We start from the raw sequence: 19,839 nt of genomic DNA on the forward strand, positions 1-19,839 counted from the left end.
CAGCGTCAGATCATCAGCGAAGTGCCGGTCGCCAGTGGCGTCGGGCACATACTTCACACAGACAACGATCCTCAAGCTCACGCCGGCTCTCCTACCTGGGTGTGATTCGTATCGACGAACAATATGACACTCAGTACCCTCTGTAAAGGAACTTGGTGTCATAATGGGTCTTCCGGTGCTACCTTCCCCGCATGACTGACGCACGCAGACCAGCGAAGAAGGCCCCCATGCGGGAGGTGCTCGCCGAGGCGGCCTTCCAGCTCTTCCTGGAGCGGGGCTTCGAGCAGACCACGGTGGACGACATCGTGGCGCGTGCCGGGGTCGGGCGCCGGTCGTTCTTCCGGTACTTCCCCTCCAAGGAGGACGCGGTCTTCCCGGATCACGAGCGCTGCCTCGCCGACATGACCGCGTTTCTTGCTGCGGTCGGTGACATGGAGCCGGTCGACGCGGTGTGCGACGCGGCCCGGCTCGTGCTGCGCATGTACTCCGCCAACCCCGAATTCTCCGTCCAGCGCTACCGGCTCACCCGGGAGGTGCCCGGGCTTCGTACCTACGAACTGTCCGTGGTGCGCCGTTATGAGCAGACGATGGCCGGCTATCTGCGTGACCGGTACGGCCAGTCGGGGGACGGTGCGCTGCGGGCCGAGGTGATCGCCGCATCCGTGGTGGCCGCGCACAACAACGGGTTGCGGACCTGGCTGCGTTCGGGCGGTGAAGGGGACGCGGAGGCCGCGGTGGATCCCGCCCTCGGGCTGGTGCGCCAGGTGTGGGGGAGTGCGGTCGCCGGGGGTGCGTCCCCGCCCGCCGCCGATGGTGACGTGGTTGTCATGGTTGCCGCCAAGGGGGTCCCGATGTGGCGCGTCGTGCAGCAGGTCGAATCGGCGATCGGCCGGGGCTGACACCGGGGCCGGCCTTGATATGGCACCAAGTGCCTTTACGTTTCAGCACTCAGTGCCCTATGGTGCGGACGCGCCGAAGCGCAGGTACGGCGCATCCGAGCCGAGCGCAGGGGGTCGAAACGTGTCCCAGTCATCAAGTGGCACCGTGCAGACGGTGCATGAGGAAGCCGGCCTGCACTACCACCGGTGCCGCTGGTGCGGTACGGCCTCCTTCCGGAGGCTGCTGTGTCCGGTGTGCGCGTCAAGCGATCTGAAGCCCGAACACAGCGCCGGTCTGGGCGTCGTGGTGAGGTCCGGCGTCGTGCATCGCTACACGGACGCCGCACGCAACGAGTCCCTCGTCCGGCTCCCCGAGGGCTTTGCGTTTCGTTGCCGCGTCGTGGGCGCCGCACCGCACCAGGTGTCGGTCGGCGCGCGGGTGCGCCCGGTTGCCGACGGTGACCGGGACGCGGGCGAGGTGGTCTTCGAACTCTGCGACCCGCCCAGGCACGACGACTGGTTCTGAGACCGACCTGCTCGTGACCGGCCTCCTCCACGTCATGACCAGGTCGTCGGCCCCCCGGTGGACCGTGCTTAGCTGGGGGCATGATCGATGAATTCCTCGCCGGGGACCTGACCGAGGTCGAGGCGGCGGTCCGCGCAGCGGCCGCTGCCGAGATCATGCCGCGCTACCGGCAGCTCGCCGCGCACGAGATCGTCGAGAAGAGCGGCCCGCACGACCTCGTCACCACAGCCGACCGCCTCGCCGAGGAACACCTCACCGCATCTCTGACCAGGCTCCTGCCGGGCTCGGTCGTCGTCGGCGAGGAGGCGGTCCACGCCGACCCGAAGGTGTACGACGCCCTGGGCGGCGACGCGCCGGTGTGGGTCGTCGACCCGGTCGACGGCACCCGCCAGTTCGTCCGTGGCGAACCGGGCTTCTGTACTCTGGTCGCCCTCGCCCACCGCGGCGAACTCCTCGCCTCCTGGACGTATGCCGCGGCCCTGGACGAGATGGCGATCGCCGTCCGCGGCCGCGGTGCCACACTCAACGGCAAGCCGATACACGTCGGCTCGCCCACACCCGGCGCCGTTCTGCGGGTGGCGATGTCGCACCCCGACTACACCACCGAGGCACAGAAGCGCGCCCTCCTCGGCCTGCGCGCCGAGGGCATCGAGGCCCGCCCCTGCGGTGCCGCGGGCCTCGAATACCTCGCCGTAGCCCGCGGCGACCAGGACGCGGTCGCCTTCAACTGGGAGTACGCCTGGGACCACGCGGCAGGTCTGCTCCTGGTCACCGAGGCGGGCGGCGCCCAGGCCACGCTCTCCGGCGCCCCGTTCCGCATCACCGGCGGCAACGCCCTGCCGTTCACGGCGGCCCGTGACGAGGCGACCGTCGAGCGCATCCTCGAGGCGCTCCGCGGCGAAGCCTGATGGACCCGCTGCGGGTGCACCGGGTCCCCCACCGGGCCGGCCGGTCAGCGGCCTCGACCAGCGCGCTGCGCAGCGGCTCCGGACAGGTCCGGGTCTTCTGCTGAAGCACTGTCAATTCGCCCCGGGGATCGGCGAGTACGTGCCCGAGCGCGACCTCGCCGGGATGGGCGGGGGACCAGAAACCGAGTGGATGCCCCGGCTGTCGTCGTGCGCCCACCAGGGATTACGGGACAGCCCTTAGGCAGTCGGACCAGACCGCCTCAACCCGGAGAGTCGGGTGTGTTCATCGAGCGGCGACCCTACCCGCCATCGCGCCGTCGGCACCTCGGAATATCCTGGGTGTCCTGGCCGTCGGCTGACGAAGGAGTCCGAAGGTGCCGTCGATGCTTGATGCCGTCGTCGTGGGGGCAGGACCCAACGGACTGACCGCCGCGGTCGAACTGGCCCGCCGGGGCTTTGCCGTGGAGGTCTTCGAGGCGGCCGAGACCGTCGGAGGCGGTGCCCGTACCGAAGAGCTCACCCTCCCCGGCTTCCGCCACGACCCCTGTTCCGCCGTCCATCCGCTGGGCATCGGCTCACCCGCGTTCGCCGCGATGCCGCTGGCCCGCCACGGCCTGGAGTGGCTCCAGCCCGAGCTGGCGCTCGCCCACCCGTTCCCGGACGGATCGGCCGCCGTGCTCACCTCTTCGGTGGGGGAGAGCGCCATGTCGCTGGGTGCCCAGGACGCGGGGGCGTACCGCAGGCTCGTCGCCCCGTTCACCGGCCACTGGGACACCCTCGCCGAGGACTTTCTGCGCACCCCGTGGGACGGGCTGCCCCGCGACCCGTACCGCTGGGTGCGATTCGGTCTGGACGCGCTCCAGCCCGCGACACTGCTCTCCCGACGCTTCCGCGGCGCGAAGGCGCGAGGTCTGTTCGCCGGGCTCGCCGCCCACGCCATAGCCCCCGTCAGCGGCCTGGCCACCGGCGGGATCGCCCTGCTCTTCGCCCTCGCCGCGCACGAGAAGGGCTGGCCGGTGCCGCGCGGTGGATCGCAGGCCATCTCCGACGCCCTGGCCTCGTACTTGCGCGAACAGGGCGGCACGATCCGTACCGGCACGGAGGTCAAGCGCCTGGACGAGCTCCCGCCCGCCCGTGCCTACATCTTCGACACCTCTCCGACCGCCCTCGCCCGCATCGCGGGGCTGGGCCACGCCTACAGCGGCTATCGGTACGGAGCATCCTGCTTCAAGATCGATTACGCACTGTCGGGCCCCGTCCCCTGGACCGCAAAGGAGGCCCGACGCGCCGGAACGGTCCACATCGGCCCCACGGCCGGCGAGATCGACTCGGCGCTGAGCGCCGCGGTGGCGGGCCGCGATCCGAGCGTGCCGTTCCTGATCACCGCACAGCCCAGCCTGGTCGATCCGTCCCGCGCGCCCGAGGGCCGGCATGTCTTCTGGGCGTACGGACATGTCCCGGCGGGCTGGGAGGGCGACGCCACCGATGTCATCGAGCGGCAGCTGGAGCGCTTCGCCCCCGGCTTCCGCGACCTGGTGCTCGCCCGAGCGGTCGCGGGGCCGCCCCAACTCGCGGCGCGCAATGCCAATTACGTCGGCGGCGACATCGCGTGCGGCGCGTTCTCCGGCCTCCAGACGGTGATACGGCCCAAGCTCGCACGGGTTCCGTATGCGACGGCGCATCCGGCGGTGTTCATGTGCTCCTCGGCCACTCCGCCCGGCCCGGGCGTGCACGGCATGTCCGGTCACCACGCGGCGAAGGCCGTCTGGCGGCGGCTGCGGGCGTCCTGAGCACCTCAATGCCTTCCGGAGCGCCAGGGCCGTCCGGAACGCCAAGGCTCCTTCGGAGCGCCAAGGGCCGTCCGGCCAACGGGGTCGGGGCATCATGGCCGCATGCGCACACCCGAGACCGTCACCGTCACCCTGGTACGCGGTGACATCACCCAGCAGTCCGCCGATGTCATCGTCAACGCGGCGAACTCCTCCCTGCTCGGCGGCGGCGGAGTCGACGGAGCGATCCACCGGCGCGGCGGGCCGGAGATCCTCGCCGCGTGCCGCGAGCTGCGCGCCTCGCGGTACGGCAAGGGGCTGCGCACCGGCCAAGCCGTTGCCACGACCGCCGGAAGGCTCGATGCCCGATGGGTGGTCCACACCGTAGGGCCGGTCTGGAGCGGCGCCGAGGACCGGTCCGCGCTCCTTGCCTCCTGTTACCGCGAATCGCTGCGTGTGGCTGCGGAGCTGGGGGCACGCACCGTAGCCTTCCCCGCCATCTCGACCGGGATCTACGGCTGGCCCATGGACGACGGGGCGCGTATCGCCGTCCGTACGGTTCTGGAGGAGGCCTCCCCACCCGTCGGGGAGGTGCGTTTCGTGCTGTTCGACGCGGATGCGTATGCGCAGTTCGAAGAGGTGCTGGCAGCGCAGGGATGATGGGCCGGCCGGGGATTCGAAAAGAGCCTGGCAGCGCGAGGCAGATGTCGGATTCTCGCCAGCCCCCAGGTGCCCCGTGACCGATGCTGGAGGCATGCACACCGACACCGAGCGCTGCGTGCGGGCCGTCCAGTCCAAGGACGCCCGCTTCGACGGCTGGTTCTTCACTGCGGTCCTGACCACCCGGATCTACTGCCGTCCCAGCTGCCCCGTCGTGCCGCCCAAGGTCGAGAACATGACCTTCTACCCCAGCGCCGCCGCCTGCCAGCAGGCCGGATTCCGGGCCTGCAAGCGGTGCCGCCCCGACACCAGCCCCGGCTCTCCGGAGTGGAACGCCCGTGCCGACTCCGTCGCCCGTGCGATGCGACTCATCCGGGACGGTGTCGTCGACCGCGAAGGCGTCCCCGGTCTTGCGGCCAGGCTGGGCTACTCCGCCCGGCAGATCGAGCGCCAGCTGCTCGCCGAGCTGGGCGCCGGCCCACTCGCCCTGGCCCGTGCGCAGCGCGCCCAGACCGCGCGGCTGCTCATCGAGACGACCGGACTCCCCATGGCCGAGGTCGCGTTCGCCGCCGGGTTCTCCTCGATCCGTACCTTCAACGACACCGTCCGTGAGGTCTTCGCGCTCGCCCCCGGCGAGCTGCGCACCCGCGCCACCCGGTCCGCGACGCCGTCGCCCACCCCGGGCGTGATAGCGCTGAGGCTGCCGTACCGGGCCCCGCTCAACCCCACCAACCTCTTCGGTCACCTCGCCGCGACCGCGGTCCCCGGAGTCGAGGAGTGGCGCGACGGCGCCTACCGCCGCACGCTCACCCTCCGGTACGGACACGGCATCGTCGCGCTCGCCCCGCACCCCGACCACATCGCCTGCCGGCTCTCCCTCACCGATCCGCGTGATCTCACCCTGGCTATCAGCCGCTGCCGCTGGCTGCTCGACCTGGACGCCGATCCCGTGGCCGCCGACGGCCAGTTGCGCGCCGATCCACTCCTCGCGCCCCTGGTCGACAAGGCGCCGGGCCGACGGGTGCCGCGTACCGTCGACGGTGCGGAATTCGCCGTACGGGCGGTGCTCGGCCAGCAGGTCTCGACCGCGGCCGCCCGCACCCACGCGGCCCGTCTGGTCACCGCCCACGGCCTCCCCGTCGACGACCCGCAGGGCGGCCTCACCCATCTCTTCCCGACCCCCGAGGCCCTCGCCGCGCTCGACCCCGAACAGCTCGCCCTGCCGCGCAGCCGCCGCACCACCCTCACCACACTCGTCGACGCACTCGCCGGCGGCACACTGCGGCTTGGTACCGACACAGACTGGGAGAAGGCGCGGGCCGAACTGACCGCCCTTCCCGGCTTCGGCCCCTGGACCGTCGAGGTGATCGCGATGCGGGCGCTCGGCGACCCGGACGCCTTCCTCCCCACCGACCTCGGCATCCGGCGCGCGGCCGGACAGCTCGGCCTCCCGTCGACACCCGCAGCGCTCACCGCCCGTGCGGCGGCCTGGCGGCCCTGGCGGGCATACGCGGTCCAGTATCTTTGGACCGTGGACGATCACCCCATCAACCACCTGCCCGTATAAGCAAGTTGGGAAGTTCATCCATGACCGCGACGCACACGCGTGACGTGACCAGGCAACACACGGTCGTCGACAGCCCGTACGGTCCGCTCACTCTCGTCGCCACCGACGGCGTTCTCGCAGGCCTCTATATGACGGACCAGCGGCACCGCCCGCCCGAGGAGACCTTCGGCGACCCCGACCCGCGCCCCTTCGCGGAGACGATCCGCCAGCTCGACGCCTACTTCGCCGGTGAACTACGTGAGTTCGACCTGCCGGTACATCTGGAAGGCACCCCGTTCCAGCGCAGCGTCTGGGCACAGCTCCAGCTGATTCCTTACGGCGAGACCCGCTCGTACGGCGAACTGGCCGAGATCCTCGGCAAACCGGGCGCCTCACGCGCGGTGGGCCTCGCCAACGGCAAGAATCCGGTGGGCATCATCGTCCCCTGCCACCGTGTCATCGGCGCCTCCGGCAGCCTCACCGGCTACGGCGGCGGGCTCGACCGCAAGCAGCGGCTGCTGGCCTTCGAGAACGGAACGCAGGACAGCACCCCGGCGCTCTTCTGACGCCGCCCGTGCGAAGAACGCGAAGACGGGCTTGGGAGACCTGGTCCAAGCCCGTCCGGAATCCACGCACGAGAAGCCGAAGCCGCGCCGTGACGGCGGAGGCGTCAGCCGGTGAAGATCTCCGCGAAGGTCCAGATCGCCAGACCCAGCATGCAGAGCCCGCCGATCCGCTGAACCGTCTTGAGGGGCACCCGCTTCGCGATGAACCGCCCCGCGAGCAGCGCCAGCGCCGAGACGGACATCAGGGCGGCCGCGGACCCGATCGCTGTGGACCAGGTGCCGTTGCTCGCGGCCAGATTGGCCGTGGTGATCTGGGTGAGGTCGCCCCACTCGCTGATGAAGACCGCCATGAATGCGGTCGAGTAGACCGGCCAGAAGCCGGTCACCGTCTTGGTGCTGCCCTCCTCCTCGCCGTCGTCGCCGCCGTTGCGCAGCAGCATGAACGCCCCGAACGCGAAGAGGGAAGCCGAGACGAGCTTGACGATCCAGTCGGGCAGCAGCCCGATCAGACTGCCTGCCCCTACGGCGATGGCGACGTGCACGATGAACGCGGACGAGGTACCGAACCAGACATACAGCGGTCGCATACGGGTGCCCATGGCAAGCGACGCGAACATCGTCTTGTCGGGGAGTTCCGCGAGGAAGATCAGCCCGAAGGCGGTGAGAATCGCCAGGGGGTCGAGGTGCATTCCGGGTGGCTTTCTGTGAGAGCCGGGCCCCGGGCCTTCGCGAAGCGCCACTCGGGCTTTTCGGAGGACCACTCGGCCCGGCATGACGTCAGCGCCCACGGGGCGCGGGCGTGTCATACCTGACCGAAGGTCTCGCCCGCCCGTACAGATCTACGGGCCCGGCCACCGGGAACCCGAGGGCTCCAGTGTGTCGACGACCGGTTTGCGGGGCTACTCCCCTTCGCAGCCATCAACTGTACCCCACCGGCCGACGGGGGAGTGCAGGTGTTCGATCCGGAGGCGGGGATCGGTGGAGTCGCACAGTGATCATCCGCGCCGGCGCCAGCGAGCGGGCTCGGGTGTCAACCGGTCACCGGGCGGCCGTCCTCCAGCTCCACCGCACCACTGTTGGAATCGAGCACATCCAGTGCCGCGCTCAGGCGCAGCGCGAGACCGGCGTGCAGATAGCGGCCGAGGTCGTCGCGCTCGACCAGTTCCCAGGACACGAGCTCCTCCGCCTGCAGCCGGATCGCCTTCAACTCCGCCTCGCCCAGCACTCCGCCGTCGTACAGATACGCGGCGATCGGTGGCCGCTCGGGGCCACGGGCCCAGTCGATCGCGAGCAGCCGTCCCGGCTCCAGATCGAGACCGATCTCCTCGGCCGTCTCGCGGCGCGCGGCCTGCCGTGGGCTCTCGCCCTCGTCCGACTCGATCGTTCCGCCGGGCAGCGCCCAGCCGTCCCGGTAGTTCGGCTCGACGAGCAGCACCCGCCCGTGGACGTCCCGGAACACGGTGGCCGCGGCGGCGAGAACCCGGGGGAGTCCCGCGATGTAGGTGGCGTAATCAGTGGTGGTCACACGGGCAGCGTAGTAGGGGGGAGCAGGCGCGACGAGGCGCTGGGCGGCGGGTATCCGCTGCGCATAGGGTCGGGGGCGGCGCGACTGCCTGTTCGAGAGCAAGGGATTCAAGGTGGCGGACGGAGCAGTGAGGGAGACCGCACGCGTGCTCGTCGCGGCGGACAAGTTCAAGGGCTCGCTCACGGCCGTACAGGTCGCGGAGCGAGTGACGGCCGGGCTGCGGCGCGTCGTCCCCGGGGTGCCGGTCGAGACCCTGCCTGTGGCGGACGGCGGCGACGGCACGGTGGCGGCGGCGGTGGCCGCCGGGTTCGAGCGCCGCGAGGTGCGGGTGACGGGGCCGCTCGGGGAACCAGTGACCGCGGCGTACGCGCTGCGCGACACCACGGCGGTGGTGGAGATGGCCGAGGCGTCGGGCCTTCAGCACCTCCCCGCAGGGGTGTTCGCCCCGCTCACGGCCACGACGTACGGCTCCGGCGAACTGCTGGCCGCGGCGCTCGACGCGGGTGCCCGGACGATCGTGTTCGGTGTCGGCGGCAGCGCGACCACGGATGGCGGTGCGGGGATGCTGGCCGCGCTCGGAGCCCGCTTCCTGGATGCGGAGGGCAAGCCCGTCGGCCCCGGTGGCGGCGGCCTCGCCGACCTGGCCGAGGCGGACCTGTCCGGCCTCGACCCACGCATGGCCGATGTGGACCTGATCCTCGCCAGTGACGTGGACAACCCACTGACGGGCCCGAAGGGTGCGCCTGAGGTCTACGGCCGGCAGAAGGGCGCGACCGAGGACGACATCGTGACCCTCGACGGCGCGCTCGCCCACTACGCGTCCATCCTGGGCCCGGACCACGCCCGGCTGCCCGGAGCAGGCGCGGCGGGCGGCGCCGGCTACGGGGCGCTGGTCGCTCTCGGCGCCCGGTTCCGCCCCGGCATCGAGGTCATGCTCGACGTCCTCGGCTTCGCCCCCGCGCTGGCACGCGCCACGCTGGTGATCACCGGGGAGGGTTCGCTCGACGAGCAGACCCTCCACGGCAAGGCCCCGGCAGGCGTGGCCGCGGCGGCCCGTGCCGCGGGTGTCGAGGTCGTTGCGGTCTGCGGCCGCCTCGCCCTGGCGCCGGAGGCTCTGACCGGGGCGGGAATCAGCCGCGCATACGCCCTCACGGACCTGGAACCGGATCCGGCGGTCTCCATGGCCCAGGCGGGACCACTGCTGGAACGCGCGGCCGAGGCGATCGCGCGCGACTTCCTCCTGTAGTCCGGTGTGGAGGGGGACATCCCCACCCAGTGGGAACGCACCCCACCCCTCCGCGTCACCCCCCGGAGGGTGCCGCCCCCTGCCCGTCACTCGTGTCCGCATCGGGACGGCCCCCGTCGGCGAGCAGTTCCGCCAGACACTGCAGCTCCACCGGCAGATCACGACGCCACGCCATCGTCACGAACGGGGCAAGGATGATCATGCCGCCGTCCAGATGGGGCTTGACCGAGACGTTGACCAGCGTTCCCCGCCGGCTCGGGCTCAGCCGGAACTCGAGTTCCGGGGAGTGGCGACCCAGCGGGGTCCACATGCGCGCACCGCGGAAGGCCAGGTACTCGACAGGTGAGCTCGCGGTGCACGTGAGGCGGTGCACCCGTCGCCTGCCCGGGAACTTGCAGGTGTACTCGTCGCCGAGTTCCGTACGGATCGGGCCCTCGATCACCTGATCTATGCTCGATGACCACACGGCCAGATTCCGCGGATCCCGGAGAAACGAGAAGATCTCGTCGGCGGGGCGGGACACATGGACATTCGCAGACACATGGGGCATGGCTCCACCTCTTACGGCGCCCGTCCGCCCGGGTCTCGGCGTCCGGTTGCCCTCGTTGCGGTGCCGTTCGCCCATCAGCCTGATCCGGATCTCAGGTCCGCGCACGCTTCGCACGGCTGTTGGAGTGAATCAGATGTCCTGTTGCGACACCTTCTCGGAGAGTTGCGCGCGGAGTCGCTTCATTTCCTGGTATGGGCGGTTCCGTTCGGTGATGACCGCCGCGAGGAGCAGAGCTGTGAGCGAGATGGCTTTGAAACGGGGTCGGTTGCCTCTCCCGCTCCGCCGCCGCACGCTGGACGTGTGGCTGTCTCCGAGTCCGTCCAGGCCGAGCAGAGCGGCTGGGCCGTCCGGACACCCGGTCCGATCGGCACCGGGCCCTTGGCACGCGTGCGCCGTACGATGCCCGCTCCCGGTACCGGGGAGTTCCTGCTGAACGTGGAAGCGTGCGGCGTCTGCCGCACGGATCTCCATCTGGCCGAGGGCGATCTCCTTCCGCGCCGTCCCTGCACGGTCCCCGGTCATGAGATCGTCGGCCGGGTGGCTGCCGTCGGCGAGGGGGTCGGTGTCTTCCGTATCGGCGACCGGGTGGGTGGAGCGTGGCTGCGCGGAACGTGCGGGCGCTGCCGGTACTGCCTGGGCGGCCGGGAGAACCTCTGCCCGCGGTCCACCTATACGGGGTGGGACGCGGACGGCGGCTTCGCCGACACAGCGCTCGTTCCGGAGGCGTTCGCCTACCGGCTTCCGGAAGACCAGGACGCCGTCCGGCTCGCACCCCTCCTCTGCGCAGGGATCATCGGATACCGGTCGCTCCGGCGCAGTGCGCTGCCGGAGGGTGGGCGGCTGGGAATCTACGGCTTCGGCGCGTCGGCCCATCTGGCTGCCCAGGTGGCCCTCGCCGAGGGCGCCACCGTTCATGTGCTGACCCGCTCGGCACAGGCACGCGCGCTCGCTCTGGAGCTCGGCGCCTCGTCGGTGGGCGGTGCCTACGACCGCCCACCGGAGCCCCTGGACTCGGCGATTCTGTTCGCACCGGTCGGCGACCTGGTGCCGGTGGCGATGGAGGCACTGGACAGGTCCGGCACGCTTGCCATCGCCGGAATTCATCTGTCGGACATTCCCGTGCTGAACTACCAGCGTCACCTGTTCCAGGAGCGCAATCTGCGCAGCGTCACCTCCAACACCCGCGAGGACGGCCGCGAATTCCTCGCTCTGGCCGGACGTGTGGGCATCCGGGTCACGGTGAGCACCTACCCGCTGAGCAGGGCCGACCAGGCACTGGCCGATCTGGCGGCCGACCGGGTGAACGGGGCCGCCGTGCTCGTACCCGGCTGAGAGCCTGCAGACCTTCGATCGGGCGGAGGCCGCCCGGCACGCGCAGAGGGCCCGGGTGCTGGGGAGCACCCGGGCCCTCTTACGTATCGTCTGTGCCGCTACGGCAGCTGCGCCGCCCGTGCCTCACGCCGGTTGCCGCGGAAAGTGTTCACCCGCCGTGCCGTCGCGAAGAGCGGAATGACCGCTCCCAGGACCACCTGCAACGCACAGCCGGTCTGGAGGAGCAGCTTCCCGCCGGGGGCGTCGAACGCCCATGCGGCGAGGAGCCCCATCGCGGCCACGATCCAGCTGAGCATCGCCACCGCGAGGACGCCCCGCGGTTTCGGGTACTCGACCCGGCTGACCATCAGCCACGCCACACCGACGATCGCGAGCAGCGTCGGTACGAAGGGCAGCTCCAGGAGCACGATCGATACGACCGTGAGCGCTCCGAAGGGGCTCGGCATGCCCTGGAACATGCCGTCCTTCATGGTCACGCAAGAGAATCTGGCAAGTCTGAGCACCACAGCCAGCAGCACCACGATCGCCGCCAGTGCCGAAACCCGCTGGTGTGCGTCGTCCGCGACCATGCCGTACACGAGGACGAAGTACGCCGGTGCGAGCCCGAAGCTGATCAGGTCCGAGAGGTTGTCCAGCTCGGCGCCCATCGGCGAGGAGCGCAGCTTGCGTGCCACGAGCCCGTCGAAGAGGTCGAACACCGCGGCCAGCAGCATGAGGATCACGGCAGTGGCCGCGGAGTGCCGGGCCATACCGCTCTCGTCGCTGCCCGTGAGGTGCGGGATGAGGATTCCGGTGGTGGTGAAGTACACCGCCATGAAACCGCACGTGGCGTTGCCGAGAGTGAGGGTGTCCGCTATCGACAGCCGCAGTGAAAGCGGCATGTCCTCGCCGGCGTCCTCCTCGGACTCGGCCTCCGGAACCCAGCCGGCCTGTGTGTCAGGATCAATCACGGTCAATTCGAGTCACCCCCGCGGTGGTGGCCTGGCCGACCTCGACCGCGACATCGATACCTTCCGGAAGGTAGATGTCGACCCGGGAGCCGAAGCGGATCAGACCGATGCGCTCGCCCTGCTCCACCTTCGTGCCCTGTGGGACATAAGGGACGATGCGACGGGCGACCGCACCGGCGATCTGCACCATCTCGATGTCGCCGAGCTCGGTGTCGAAGTGCCAGACAACGCGCTCGTTGTTCTCGCTCTCCTTGTTGAACGCCGGAACGAACCCACCGGGGATGTGCTCGACCGAGGTCACCGTGCCGGCAAGGGGCGCACGGTTGACATGGACATTCAGCGGGCTCATGAAGATCGCGACGCGGGTGCGCCCGTCCTTCCACGGCATGATGCTCTGCACCACGCCGTCGGCCGGTGAAATGACCCGGCCCTGAGCGATCTCACGCTCGGGGTCGCGGAAGAACCACAGCATGCCTGCCGCGAGCGCGGTGGTGGGCACGGCCACCGCGGCCCAGCGTCCGGACTTGCGGGCCCGGGTGAGGCTGAGTGCCGCGGTGGCGACGGTCGGGAGGAGCCACGGCGAAGCTCCGCGTGCAAGGCGGACTCCGCCGCGAGATGCAGAGGTTTGGCTGTCGGGCATGGATGACCTTCGTAGCGGAGGGTGCCGCGCTGGCGACGGGGGACGGCGGCTTTTCCGGCGATGCTATCGGTTGCGAGCCGTAACTGGGCAAGCCAGCGCCCGAGTCGGACGGCTTGAAGGCACCACCTGAGGGTGACAGGGTGTGATCTTCTTCGCGGCCAAATCGCCTAGAAAGGGACAATCACCCCTGCAACCGGTACTCCTCGAGGAGTCGGCGCCCAATGATCATTTTCTGGATCTCGGCGGTACCTTCACCGATCAGCAGCATCGGGGCCTCCCGGTAGAGGCGCTCGATCTCGTACTCCTTGGAGAAGCCGTAACCGCCATGGATCCGGAAGGCGTCCTCGACGACTTCCTTGCAGTACTCGGAGGCGAGGTACTTCGCCATCCCTGCCTCCAGGTCATTTCGTTCCCCGGAGTCCTTTTTGCGCGCTGCATTCACCATCATCGCATGGGCAGCTTCGACCTTGGTGGCCATTTCGGCCAGCTTGAACTGGATTGCCTGGTGCTGGGCGATCGGCTTTCCGAAGGTGTGGCGCTGCTGGGCATACGAAACGCCCAGCTCGAATGCACGCTGTGCGACGCCGCAGCCACGCGCAGCCACATTTACCCGGCCGACCTCGACGCCGTCCATCATGTGGTAAAACCCTCGGCCGGTGGTGCCGCCCAGCACTCGATTGGCCGGAATGCGTAGCCCGTCCATGATGAGTTCGGTTGTGTCGACACCCTTGTAACCCATTTTGTCGATTTTGCCGGGAACGGTGAGGCCGGGCCGCACCTCGCCGAAGCCGGGCTCCTTCTCCACCAGGAACGTCGTCATCGACTTGTGCGGGGCGGTTCCCTCGGGGTGGCCTTCGTCACTCCGGCACAGTACGGCGACGAGCGAGGACGTGCCGCCGTTCGTCAGCCACATCTTCTGGCCGTTCAGGACGTACTCATCGCCGTCCTTGACGCCTTTGGAGGTGATGGCCGAGACATCGGAGCCCAGTGCCGGCTCGGACATCGAGAACGCACCCCGGACCTCCCCCAGCGCCATCCGCGGCAGGAACGTGTCCTTCTGCTCCTGCGTGCCGTGCTGCTTGAGCATGTACGCCACGATGAAGTGCGTATTGATGATTCCCGACACGCTCATCCAGCCGCGGGCGATTTCCTCCACGCACAGCGCGTATGTGAGAAGCGACTCACCCAGGCCCCCGTACTCCTCGGGAATCATCAGCCCGAACAGGCCGAGATCCTTCAGTCCCTCGACGATCTCGGTCGGGTACTCGTCACGGTGCTCCAGCCGGGTCGCAACCGGAATGATCTCCTTGTCGACAAAATCCCGGACCGTGGAGAGAATTTCCTGCTGGACATCGTTGAGACCGGCGGTCTGGGCAAGTCGCGTCATGGCTACTTCTCCACGTTCTTCTGCGAAGGCTGGTTCAGCTCGGGGCGGCCGGGCTGTTCCCCGCCGCGCTCCTTGATGTACGTCTTGGTGGGGACCATCACCTTGCGACGGAACACGCAGACCAGGGTGGAGTCCTGCTTGTACCCCCTGGTCTCCACATAAACGATTCCGCGGTCGTTCTTGGACTTTGACGGAGTCTTGTCCAAAACGGTCGTCTCGCCATAGATCGTGTCGCCGTGGAAAGTCGGCGCGACATGCTTCAGCGACTCGACTTCCAGGTTGGCGATCGCCTTTCCGGAGACATCCGGAACGGACATGCCGAGCAGCAGCGAGTAGATGTAGTTGCCTACAACAACGTTCTTCCCGAAGTCGGTCGTCTTCTCCGCGTAGTTGCTGTCCATGTGGAGCGGGTGATGATTCATGGTCAACAGGCAGAAAAGGTGGTCGTCGTACTCGGTGACAGTCTTTCCGGGCCAGTGCTTGTAGACTGCACCGACCTCGAACTCCTCATAGGTGCGTCCGAACTGCATGATCAGGCCTCCGGTGCTTCGAACTTGGAGGTGCGCTGCATACCGGCCGCGCGGCCCTTGCCCGCGATGACGAGCGCCATCTTGCGGCTCGCCTCGTCGATCATCTCGTCGCCGAGCATGGCCGAGCCCTTCTTGCCGCCCTCCTCCGAGGTGCACCACTCGTATGCGTCGAGGATCAGCTCGGCGTGGTCGTAGTCCTCCTGCGACGGCGAGAACACCTCGTTGGCCGCGTCGACCTGACCCGGGTGCAGCACCCACTTGCCGTCGAAGCCCAGCGCCGCCGCACGGCCCGCGACCTCGCGGTACGCGTCCACGTCACGGATCTGCAGGAAGGGACCGTCGATCGCCTGGAGGTCGTGCGTACGGGCCGCCATCAGAATGCGCATCAGGATGTAGTGGTACGCGTCCGCGCCGTACCCGGGCGGCTGCTGACCGACGACCAGGGTCTTCATGTTGATCGACGCCATGAAGTCGGCCGGGCCGAAGATCAGTGTCTCCAGGCGCGGCGAGGCGGCGGCGATGTCGTCGATGTTCACCAGGCCCTTGGCGTTCTCGATCTGCGCCTCGATGCCGATCCTGCCGACCTCGAAGCCCATTGTCTTCTCGATCTGGGTCAGCAGGAGGTCGAGCGCGACGACCTGCTGGGCGTCCTGCACCTTCGGCAGCATGATGCAGTCGAGGTTCTGGCCGGCGCCCTCGACGACCGTGATGACATCGCGGTACGTCCAGTGCGTCGTCCAGTCGTTGACGCGGACGACCCGGGTCTTGCCCGTCCAGTCGCCGTTGTTCAGCGCGTCGACGATGGTGTGCCGGGCACCCTCCTTGGCGAGCGGAGCGCAGGCGTCCTCCAGGTCGAGGAAGACCTGGTCGGCAGGGAGTCCCTGGGCCTTCTCCAGGAACCGCGGGTTCGAGCCGGGCACTGCCAGACAGGAACGGCGCGGACGCAGACGGTTCGGGAGGTGCGCGGCGGAGCCGCTCCCTGGAAGGGTGGTGGCGGGCTGGGTCATGCGGGGACCTCCAGAGGGTCGAGCTTGTTCGCTTTCCGGACCTCGTCGACGATACGGCCGATGATCTCCGTGATACCGAAATCCTTCGGGGTGAATACGGCGGCGACACCTGCTCCTGTCAGGGCCGCGGCATCGGCGGGCGGAATGATCCCGCCCGCGATCACCGGGATGTCGGCGGCGCCCGCCTCGCGCAGCCGGGTGAGTACGTCCGGTACGAGTTCGGCGTGCGAACCCGACAGGATCGACAGACCGACGCAGTGCACGTCCTCGGAGAGGGCGGCCGAGACGATCTGTTCGGGGGTCAGCCTGATCCCCTGGTAGACGACCTCGAAACCGGCGTCACGGGCTCTTACGGCGATCTGCTCGGCGCCGTTGGAGTGCCCGTCCAGGCCCGGCTTGCCGACCAGCAGCCTCAGCCGTCCGGCTCCCAGGTCGGCCGCGGTGCGGGCGACCTTCTCGCGGACCAGGGCGAGCGGTGTGCCGGCCTCCGCGGTCACCGCGACCGGGGCGGACGAGACTCCGGTCGGAGCCCGGAACTCGCCGAAGACATCGCGCAGCGCCCAGGACCACTCGCCGGTGGTGACACCCGCGCGGGCGCACTCCACGGTCGCTTCCATCATGTTCTCGGTGCCCGCGGCCGCCTTCTTCAGCGCGGCCAGCGCGTCGGTGGCACGAGCCTCGTCGCGGTTGTCGCGCCACTCGTGGAGGGCTGCGACGACCCTGGCCTCATTGGCGGGGTCGACCGTCATGATCGCCCCGTCGAGGTCCGCGGTGAGCGGGTTCGGTTCCGTCGTCTCGTAGATGTTGACGCCGACGATCTTCTCCTCACCGCCCTCGATCCGGGCCCGGCGGGCGGCGTGCGAGGAGACCAGCTCGGACTTCAGATAGCCGGACTCGACGGCCGCCGTGGCGCCGCCCATCCGCTGGATCCGGTCGACCTCGGCGAGCGACTCGGTGACCAGCTCGTCCACCTTGGCTTCGATGACATGCGATCCGGCGAAGATGTCCTCGTACTCCAGCAGATCGCTCTCGTGCGCGAGCACCTGCTGGATACGGAGCGACCACTGCTGGTCCCAGGGCCGGGGAAGCCCCAGCGCCTCGTTCCAGGCCGGCAGCTGGACGGCCCGGGCGCGGGCGTCCTTGGACAGGGTGACGGCCAGCATCTCCAGGACGATGCGCTGGACGTTGTTCTCCGGCTGCGCCTCGGTCAGTCCGAGGGAGTTGACCTGGACGCCGTACCGGAAGCGGCGCTGCTTGGCATCGGTGATGCCGTACCGCTCGCGCGTGACCTGGTCCCAGATGCGGCCGAAGGCGCGCATCTTGCACATCTCCTCGATGAAACGGACGCCCGCGTTCACAAAGAACGAGATCCGGGCGACCACATCGCCGAACTTCTCGTCGGGTACCTGGCCGGAGTCGCGCACGGCGTCGAGGACGGCGATCGCCGTCGACATGGCGTACGCGATCTCCTGGACCGGAGTGGCTCCCGCCTCCTGCAGGTGGTAACTGCAGATGTTGATCGGGTTCCACTTCGGGATGTGGTTGACCGTGTACGTGATCATGTCGGTGGTCAGCCGCAGTGAGGGGCCGGGCGGGAAGACGTGTGTCCCGCGCGAGAGGTACTCCTTGACGATGTCGTTCTGCGTGGTGCCCTGGAGCCTCGTGGGATCGGCGCCCTGCTCCTCGGCGACCACCTGGTAGAGCGCCAGCAGCCACATCGCGGTGGCGTTGATCGTCATCGAGGTGTTCATCTGCTCCAGGGGGATGTCCTGGAACAGCCGGCGCATGTCACCGAGGTGCGACACGGGCACGCCGACCCGGCCGACCTCGCCGCGGGCGAGGATGTGGTCGGGGTCGTAACCGGTCTGCGTCGGCAGGTCGAAGGCGACCGACAGGCCCGTCTGGCCCTTGGCGAGGTTGCGCCGGTAGAGCTCGTTGGACGCCTCGGCGGTCGAGTGGCCGGCGTACGTCCGCATGAGCCAGGGGCGGTCCTTCTGGCGGCCCGTCATGTCAGACATTCCTGCTGTGCTCGTCGGTCCGCTCCGCTGACGCGTCACGGCTGTGCTTACTGGTCCGCTCCGCTGACGCGTCACGGCTGTGCTTATTGGTCCGCTCCGCTGACGCGTCACGGCTGTGCTTATTGGTCCGCTCCGCTGACGCGTCACGGAACAGGTTGATGGCGTCGATGTGCTTCTCGCGCAGCTCGTGGTCGCGCACGCCCAGACCCTCGCGCGGCGCCAGCGCCAGGACGCCGACCTTGCCCTGGTGGAGGTTGCGGTGGACGTCGTACGCGGCCTGACCGGTCTCCTCCAGGGAGTAGACCTTCGACAGCGTCGGGTGGATCTTGCCCTTGGCGACCAGGCGGTTGGCCTCCCACGCCTCGCGGTAGTTGGCGAAGTGCGAGCCCACGATCTTCTTCAGTGACATCCACAGGTAGCGGTTGTCGTACTCGTGGGTGTAGCCGGACGTGGAGGCGCAGGTGACGATCGTGCCGCCCTTGCGGGTCACATACACGGAGGCGCCGAACGTCTCGCGGCCCGGGTGCTCGAAGACGATGTCCACGTCCTCGCCGCCGGTGAGTTCACGGATGCGCTTGCCGAACCGCTTCCACTCGCGCGGGTCCTGGTTGTGCTCGTCCTTCCAGAACTTGTAGCCCTCGGCGTTGCGGTCGATGATCGCCTCGGCGCCCATCTTCCGGCAGATGTCCGCCTTCTGATCGCTGGAGACGACACAGATCGGATTGGCGCCACCGGCCAGCGCGAACTGCGTGGCGTATGAACCGAGTCCGCCGCTGGCGCCCCAGATCAGCACGTTGTCGCCCTGCTTCATGCCGGCGCCGTTGCGTGAGACGAGCTGGCGGTACGCGGTGGAGTTGACCAGGCCGGGAGCCGCGGCCTCCTCCCAGCTGAGGTGCTGCGGCTTCGGCATCAGCTGGTTGGACTTGACGAGCGCGAGTTCTGCGAGGCCGCCGAAGTTGGTCTCGAAGCCCCAGATGCGCTGCTCGGGGTCGAGCATCGTGTCGTTGTGGCCGTCCGAGGACTCCAGTTCGACCGAGAGGCAGTGCGCGACGACCTCGTCGCCCGGGTGCCAGGCGTTGACGCCGGGGCCGGTGCGCAGGACGACGCCCGCGAGGTCGGAGCCGATGACGTGGTACGGCAGGTCGTGGCGCTTGGTGAGCTCGCTGAGCTTGCCGTAGCGCTCCAGGAAGCCGAAGGTGGGCATCGGCTCGAAGATCGAGGTCCACACGGAGTTGTAGTTCACCGAGCTGGCCATGACGGCGACCAGTGCCTCACCGGGCCCGAGCTCGGGCACCGGAACCTCGTCGACATGCAGTGACTTGCGGGGGTCCTTGTCGCGGGTGGTGAGCCCGGCGAACATCTCCGTCTCGTCCTTGTGCACGGTCACCGCGCGGTACGACTCAGGGATGGACAGGGCCGCGAAGTCTGCGGCTGTGTCCGCGGCGGAGCCGCTTTTCGATTCCGTCTGCGATTGGATCGCGTCCAGGATTTCCTTCACGGTGTGCCTCCGGCGGATGGGGGCGCTGAGGGAACGCTTGAGAGTCCCTGCGAGCTGAGGGGGAGCAGTGTGGTGTGGAGGTGCTGCCGTCGGTTCGGCTGGTAAGGCTTCGGCGTGCTCTGTGGAGCGGAAGGGATTGCCTGTGACGCAGGCGTCCGGGCGCGCAGGCATATTGCTTGCGGGGACAGCCGGCGTAGGTGAGGTCTCAGCACGCCGGCCGCCCGGACAACTTCAAGGTATGGCACTCCGTGACAGCTGGCAAGGCACTCGGTGCCAAAATTTCTCTCACTTGTCACTCGCCGG

19 protein-coding genes and 2 pseudogenes are annotated in these 19,839 nt (G+C 69.0%); 9 read left to right on the forward strand and 12 right to left on the reverse strand.

Annotated elements, in window-relative coordinates:
- Positions 1-81 (reverse strand): annotated as a pseudogene (locus tag ACH4EW_RS24965) (electron transfer flavoprotein subunit beta); the annotation flags it as partial.
- 146 nt (positions 82-227) lie between these two features.
- On the opposite strand from ACH4EW_RS24965, the gene ACH4EW_RS24970 reads away from it, so the two are divergent.
- From ACH4EW_RS24970 to ACH4EW_RS24980, 3 genes are all read left to right on the forward strand, one after another.
- Positions 228-899 (forward strand): TetR family transcriptional regulator, encoded by a 672-nt coding sequence (locus ACH4EW_RS24970; protein ID WP_398260587.1) that lies wholly within the window; start codon positions 228-230, stop codon positions 897-899.
- A 145-nt stretch (positions 900-1,044) separates the two neighbouring features.
- Entirely contained in the window at positions 1,045-1,404 is a 360-nt protein-coding gene (locus ACH4EW_RS24975) for a Zn-ribbon domain-containing OB-fold protein (RefSeq protein WP_398260421.1), read from the forward strand.
- Positions 1,405-1,484: 80 nt separating this feature from the next.
- Positions 1,485-2,312, forward strand: coding sequence for an inositol monophosphatase family protein (locus ACH4EW_RS24980; RefSeq protein ID WP_398260423.1), 828 nt, complete (start codon positions 1,485-1,487; stop codon positions 2,310-2,312).
- A 46-nt stretch (positions 2,313-2,358) separates the two neighbouring features.
- On the opposite strand, the pseudogene ACH4EW_RS24985 reads toward ACH4EW_RS24980, so the two are convergent.
- Positions 2,359-2,514, reverse strand: a pseudogene (locus tag ACH4EW_RS24985) (DNA polymerase subunit beta); the annotation flags it as partial.
- Between the two features lie 172 nt (positions 2,515-2,686).
- Here ACH4EW_RS24985 and ACH4EW_RS24990 point away from each other — a divergent pair.
- From ACH4EW_RS24990 to ACH4EW_RS25005, 4 genes are all read left to right on the forward strand, one after another.
- The gene (locus ACH4EW_RS24990; protein WP_398260425.1) at positions 2,687-4,102 is read left to right on the forward strand and encodes a phytoene desaturase family protein; all 1,416 of its coding nucleotides are present in this window, start codon (positions 2,687-2,689) and stop codon (positions 4,100-4,102) included.
- A 102-nt stretch (positions 4,103-4,204) separates the two neighbouring features.
- A complete protein-coding gene (locus tag ACH4EW_RS24995) occupies positions 4,205-4,741 on the forward strand; it encodes an O-acetyl-ADP-ribose deacetylase (protein WP_398260427.1) in 537 nt (178 codons plus the stop codon).
- Between the two features lie 94 nt (positions 4,742-4,835).
- The gene (locus ACH4EW_RS25000) at positions 4,836-6,308 is read left to right on the forward strand and encodes an AlkA N-terminal domain-containing protein (RefSeq protein ID WP_398260429.1); all 1,473 of its coding nucleotides are present in this window, start codon (positions 4,836-4,838) and stop codon (positions 6,306-6,308) included.
- 20 nt (positions 6,309-6,328) lie between these two features.
- Positions 6,329-6,853: a methylated-DNA--[protein]-cysteine S-methyltransferase gene (locus tag ACH4EW_RS25005; protein WP_398260431.1), complete on the forward strand. Its 525-nt coding sequence runs from the start codon at positions 6,329-6,331 to the stop codon at positions 6,851-6,853.
- A gap of 104 nt (positions 6,854-6,957) precedes the next feature.
- Here the strand turns inward: ACH4EW_RS25005 and ACH4EW_RS25010 are convergent, their stop codons facing one another.
- The gene (locus tag ACH4EW_RS25010) at positions 6,958-7,542 is read right to left on the reverse strand and encodes a TMEM165/GDT1 family protein (protein WP_398260433.1); all 585 of its coding nucleotides are present in this window, start codon (positions 7,540-7,542) and stop codon (positions 6,958-6,960) included.
- Between the two features lie 341 nt (positions 7,543-7,883).
- Positions 7,884-8,378 (reverse strand): NUDIX domain-containing protein, encoded by a 495-nt coding sequence (locus ACH4EW_RS25015; protein WP_398260435.1) that lies wholly within the window; start codon positions 8,376-8,378, stop codon positions 7,884-7,886.
- Between the two features lie 112 nt (positions 8,379-8,490).
- On the opposite strand from ACH4EW_RS25015, the gene ACH4EW_RS25020 reads away from it, so the two are divergent.
- Positions 8,491-9,624 carry a glycerate kinase gene (locus ACH4EW_RS25020; RefSeq protein WP_398260437.1) on the forward strand — a complete coding sequence of 378 codons (1,134 nt, stop codon included), beginning with the start codon at positions 8,491-8,493 and terminating at the stop codon, positions 9,622-9,624.
- Between the two features lie 55 nt (positions 9,625-9,679).
- Here ACH4EW_RS25020 and ACH4EW_RS25025 read toward each other — a convergent pair whose 3' ends face one another.
- Complete coding sequence (locus tag ACH4EW_RS25025; protein ID WP_398260439.1) at positions 9,680-10,174, reverse strand: SRPBCC family protein; 495 nt, start codon at positions 10,172-10,174, stop codon at positions 9,680-9,682.
- 300 nt (positions 10,175-10,474) lie between these two features.
- On the opposite strand from ACH4EW_RS25025, the gene ACH4EW_RS25030 reads away from it, so the two are divergent.
- Positions 10,475-11,506 carry a zinc-binding alcohol dehydrogenase family protein gene (locus tag ACH4EW_RS25030; RefSeq protein ID WP_398260441.1) on the forward strand — a complete coding sequence of 344 codons (1,032 nt, stop codon included), beginning with the start codon at positions 10,475-10,477 and terminating at the stop codon, positions 11,504-11,506.
- A 98-nt stretch (positions 11,507-11,604) separates the two neighbouring features.
- Here ACH4EW_RS25030 and pssA read toward each other — a convergent pair whose 3' ends face one another.
- From pssA to ccrA, 7 genes are all read right to left on the reverse strand, one after another.
- Positions 11,605-12,462 (reverse strand): CDP-diacylglycerol--serine O-phosphatidyltransferase, encoded by an 858-nt coding sequence (gene pssA, locus ACH4EW_RS25035; protein WP_398260443.1) that lies wholly within the window; start codon positions 12,460-12,462, stop codon positions 11,605-11,607.
- Entirely contained in the window at positions 12,449-13,096 is a 648-nt protein-coding gene (locus ACH4EW_RS25040) for a phosphatidylserine decarboxylase (RefSeq protein ID WP_398260445.1), read from the reverse strand. The genes pssA and ACH4EW_RS25040 overlap by 14 nt, the downstream gene beginning before the upstream one ends.
- Positions 13,097-13,277: 181 nt before the next feature.
- Entirely contained in the window at positions 13,278-14,483 is a 1,206-nt protein-coding gene (locus ACH4EW_RS25045) for an acyl-CoA dehydrogenase family protein (RefSeq protein WP_398260447.1), read from the reverse strand.
- 2 nt (positions 14,484-14,485) lie between these two features.
- A complete protein-coding gene (locus ACH4EW_RS25050) occupies positions 14,486-15,013 on the reverse strand; it encodes a MaoC family dehydratase (protein WP_398260449.1) in 528 nt (175 codons plus the stop codon).
- 2 nt (positions 15,014-15,015) lie between these two features.
- The gene (locus tag ACH4EW_RS25055) at positions 15,016-16,020 is read right to left on the reverse strand and encodes an HpcH/HpaI aldolase/citrate lyase family protein (protein WP_398260451.1); all 1,005 of its coding nucleotides are present in this window, start codon (positions 16,018-16,020) and stop codon (positions 15,016-15,018) included.
- Complete coding sequence (locus ACH4EW_RS25060) at positions 16,017-18,029, reverse strand: protein meaA (RefSeq protein ID WP_398260453.1); 2,013 nt, start codon at positions 18,027-18,029, stop codon at positions 16,017-16,019. Before ACH4EW_RS25060 ends, ACH4EW_RS25055 begins: the two co-directional genes overlap by 4 nt.
- Before the next feature lies 1 nt (position 18,030).
- The gene (gene ccrA / locus ACH4EW_RS25065; protein ID WP_398260455.1) at positions 18,031-19,536 is read right to left on the reverse strand and encodes a crotonyl-CoA carboxylase/reductase; all 1,506 of its coding nucleotides are present in this window, start codon (positions 19,534-19,536) and stop codon (positions 18,031-18,033) included.
- Positions 19,537-19,839: the final 303 nt, after the last annotated feature.

The organism is Streptomyces sp. NPDC018000, assembly GCF_044328025.1.
GTDB lineage: Bacteria > Actinomycetota > Actinomycetes > Streptomycetales > Streptomycetaceae > Streptomyces.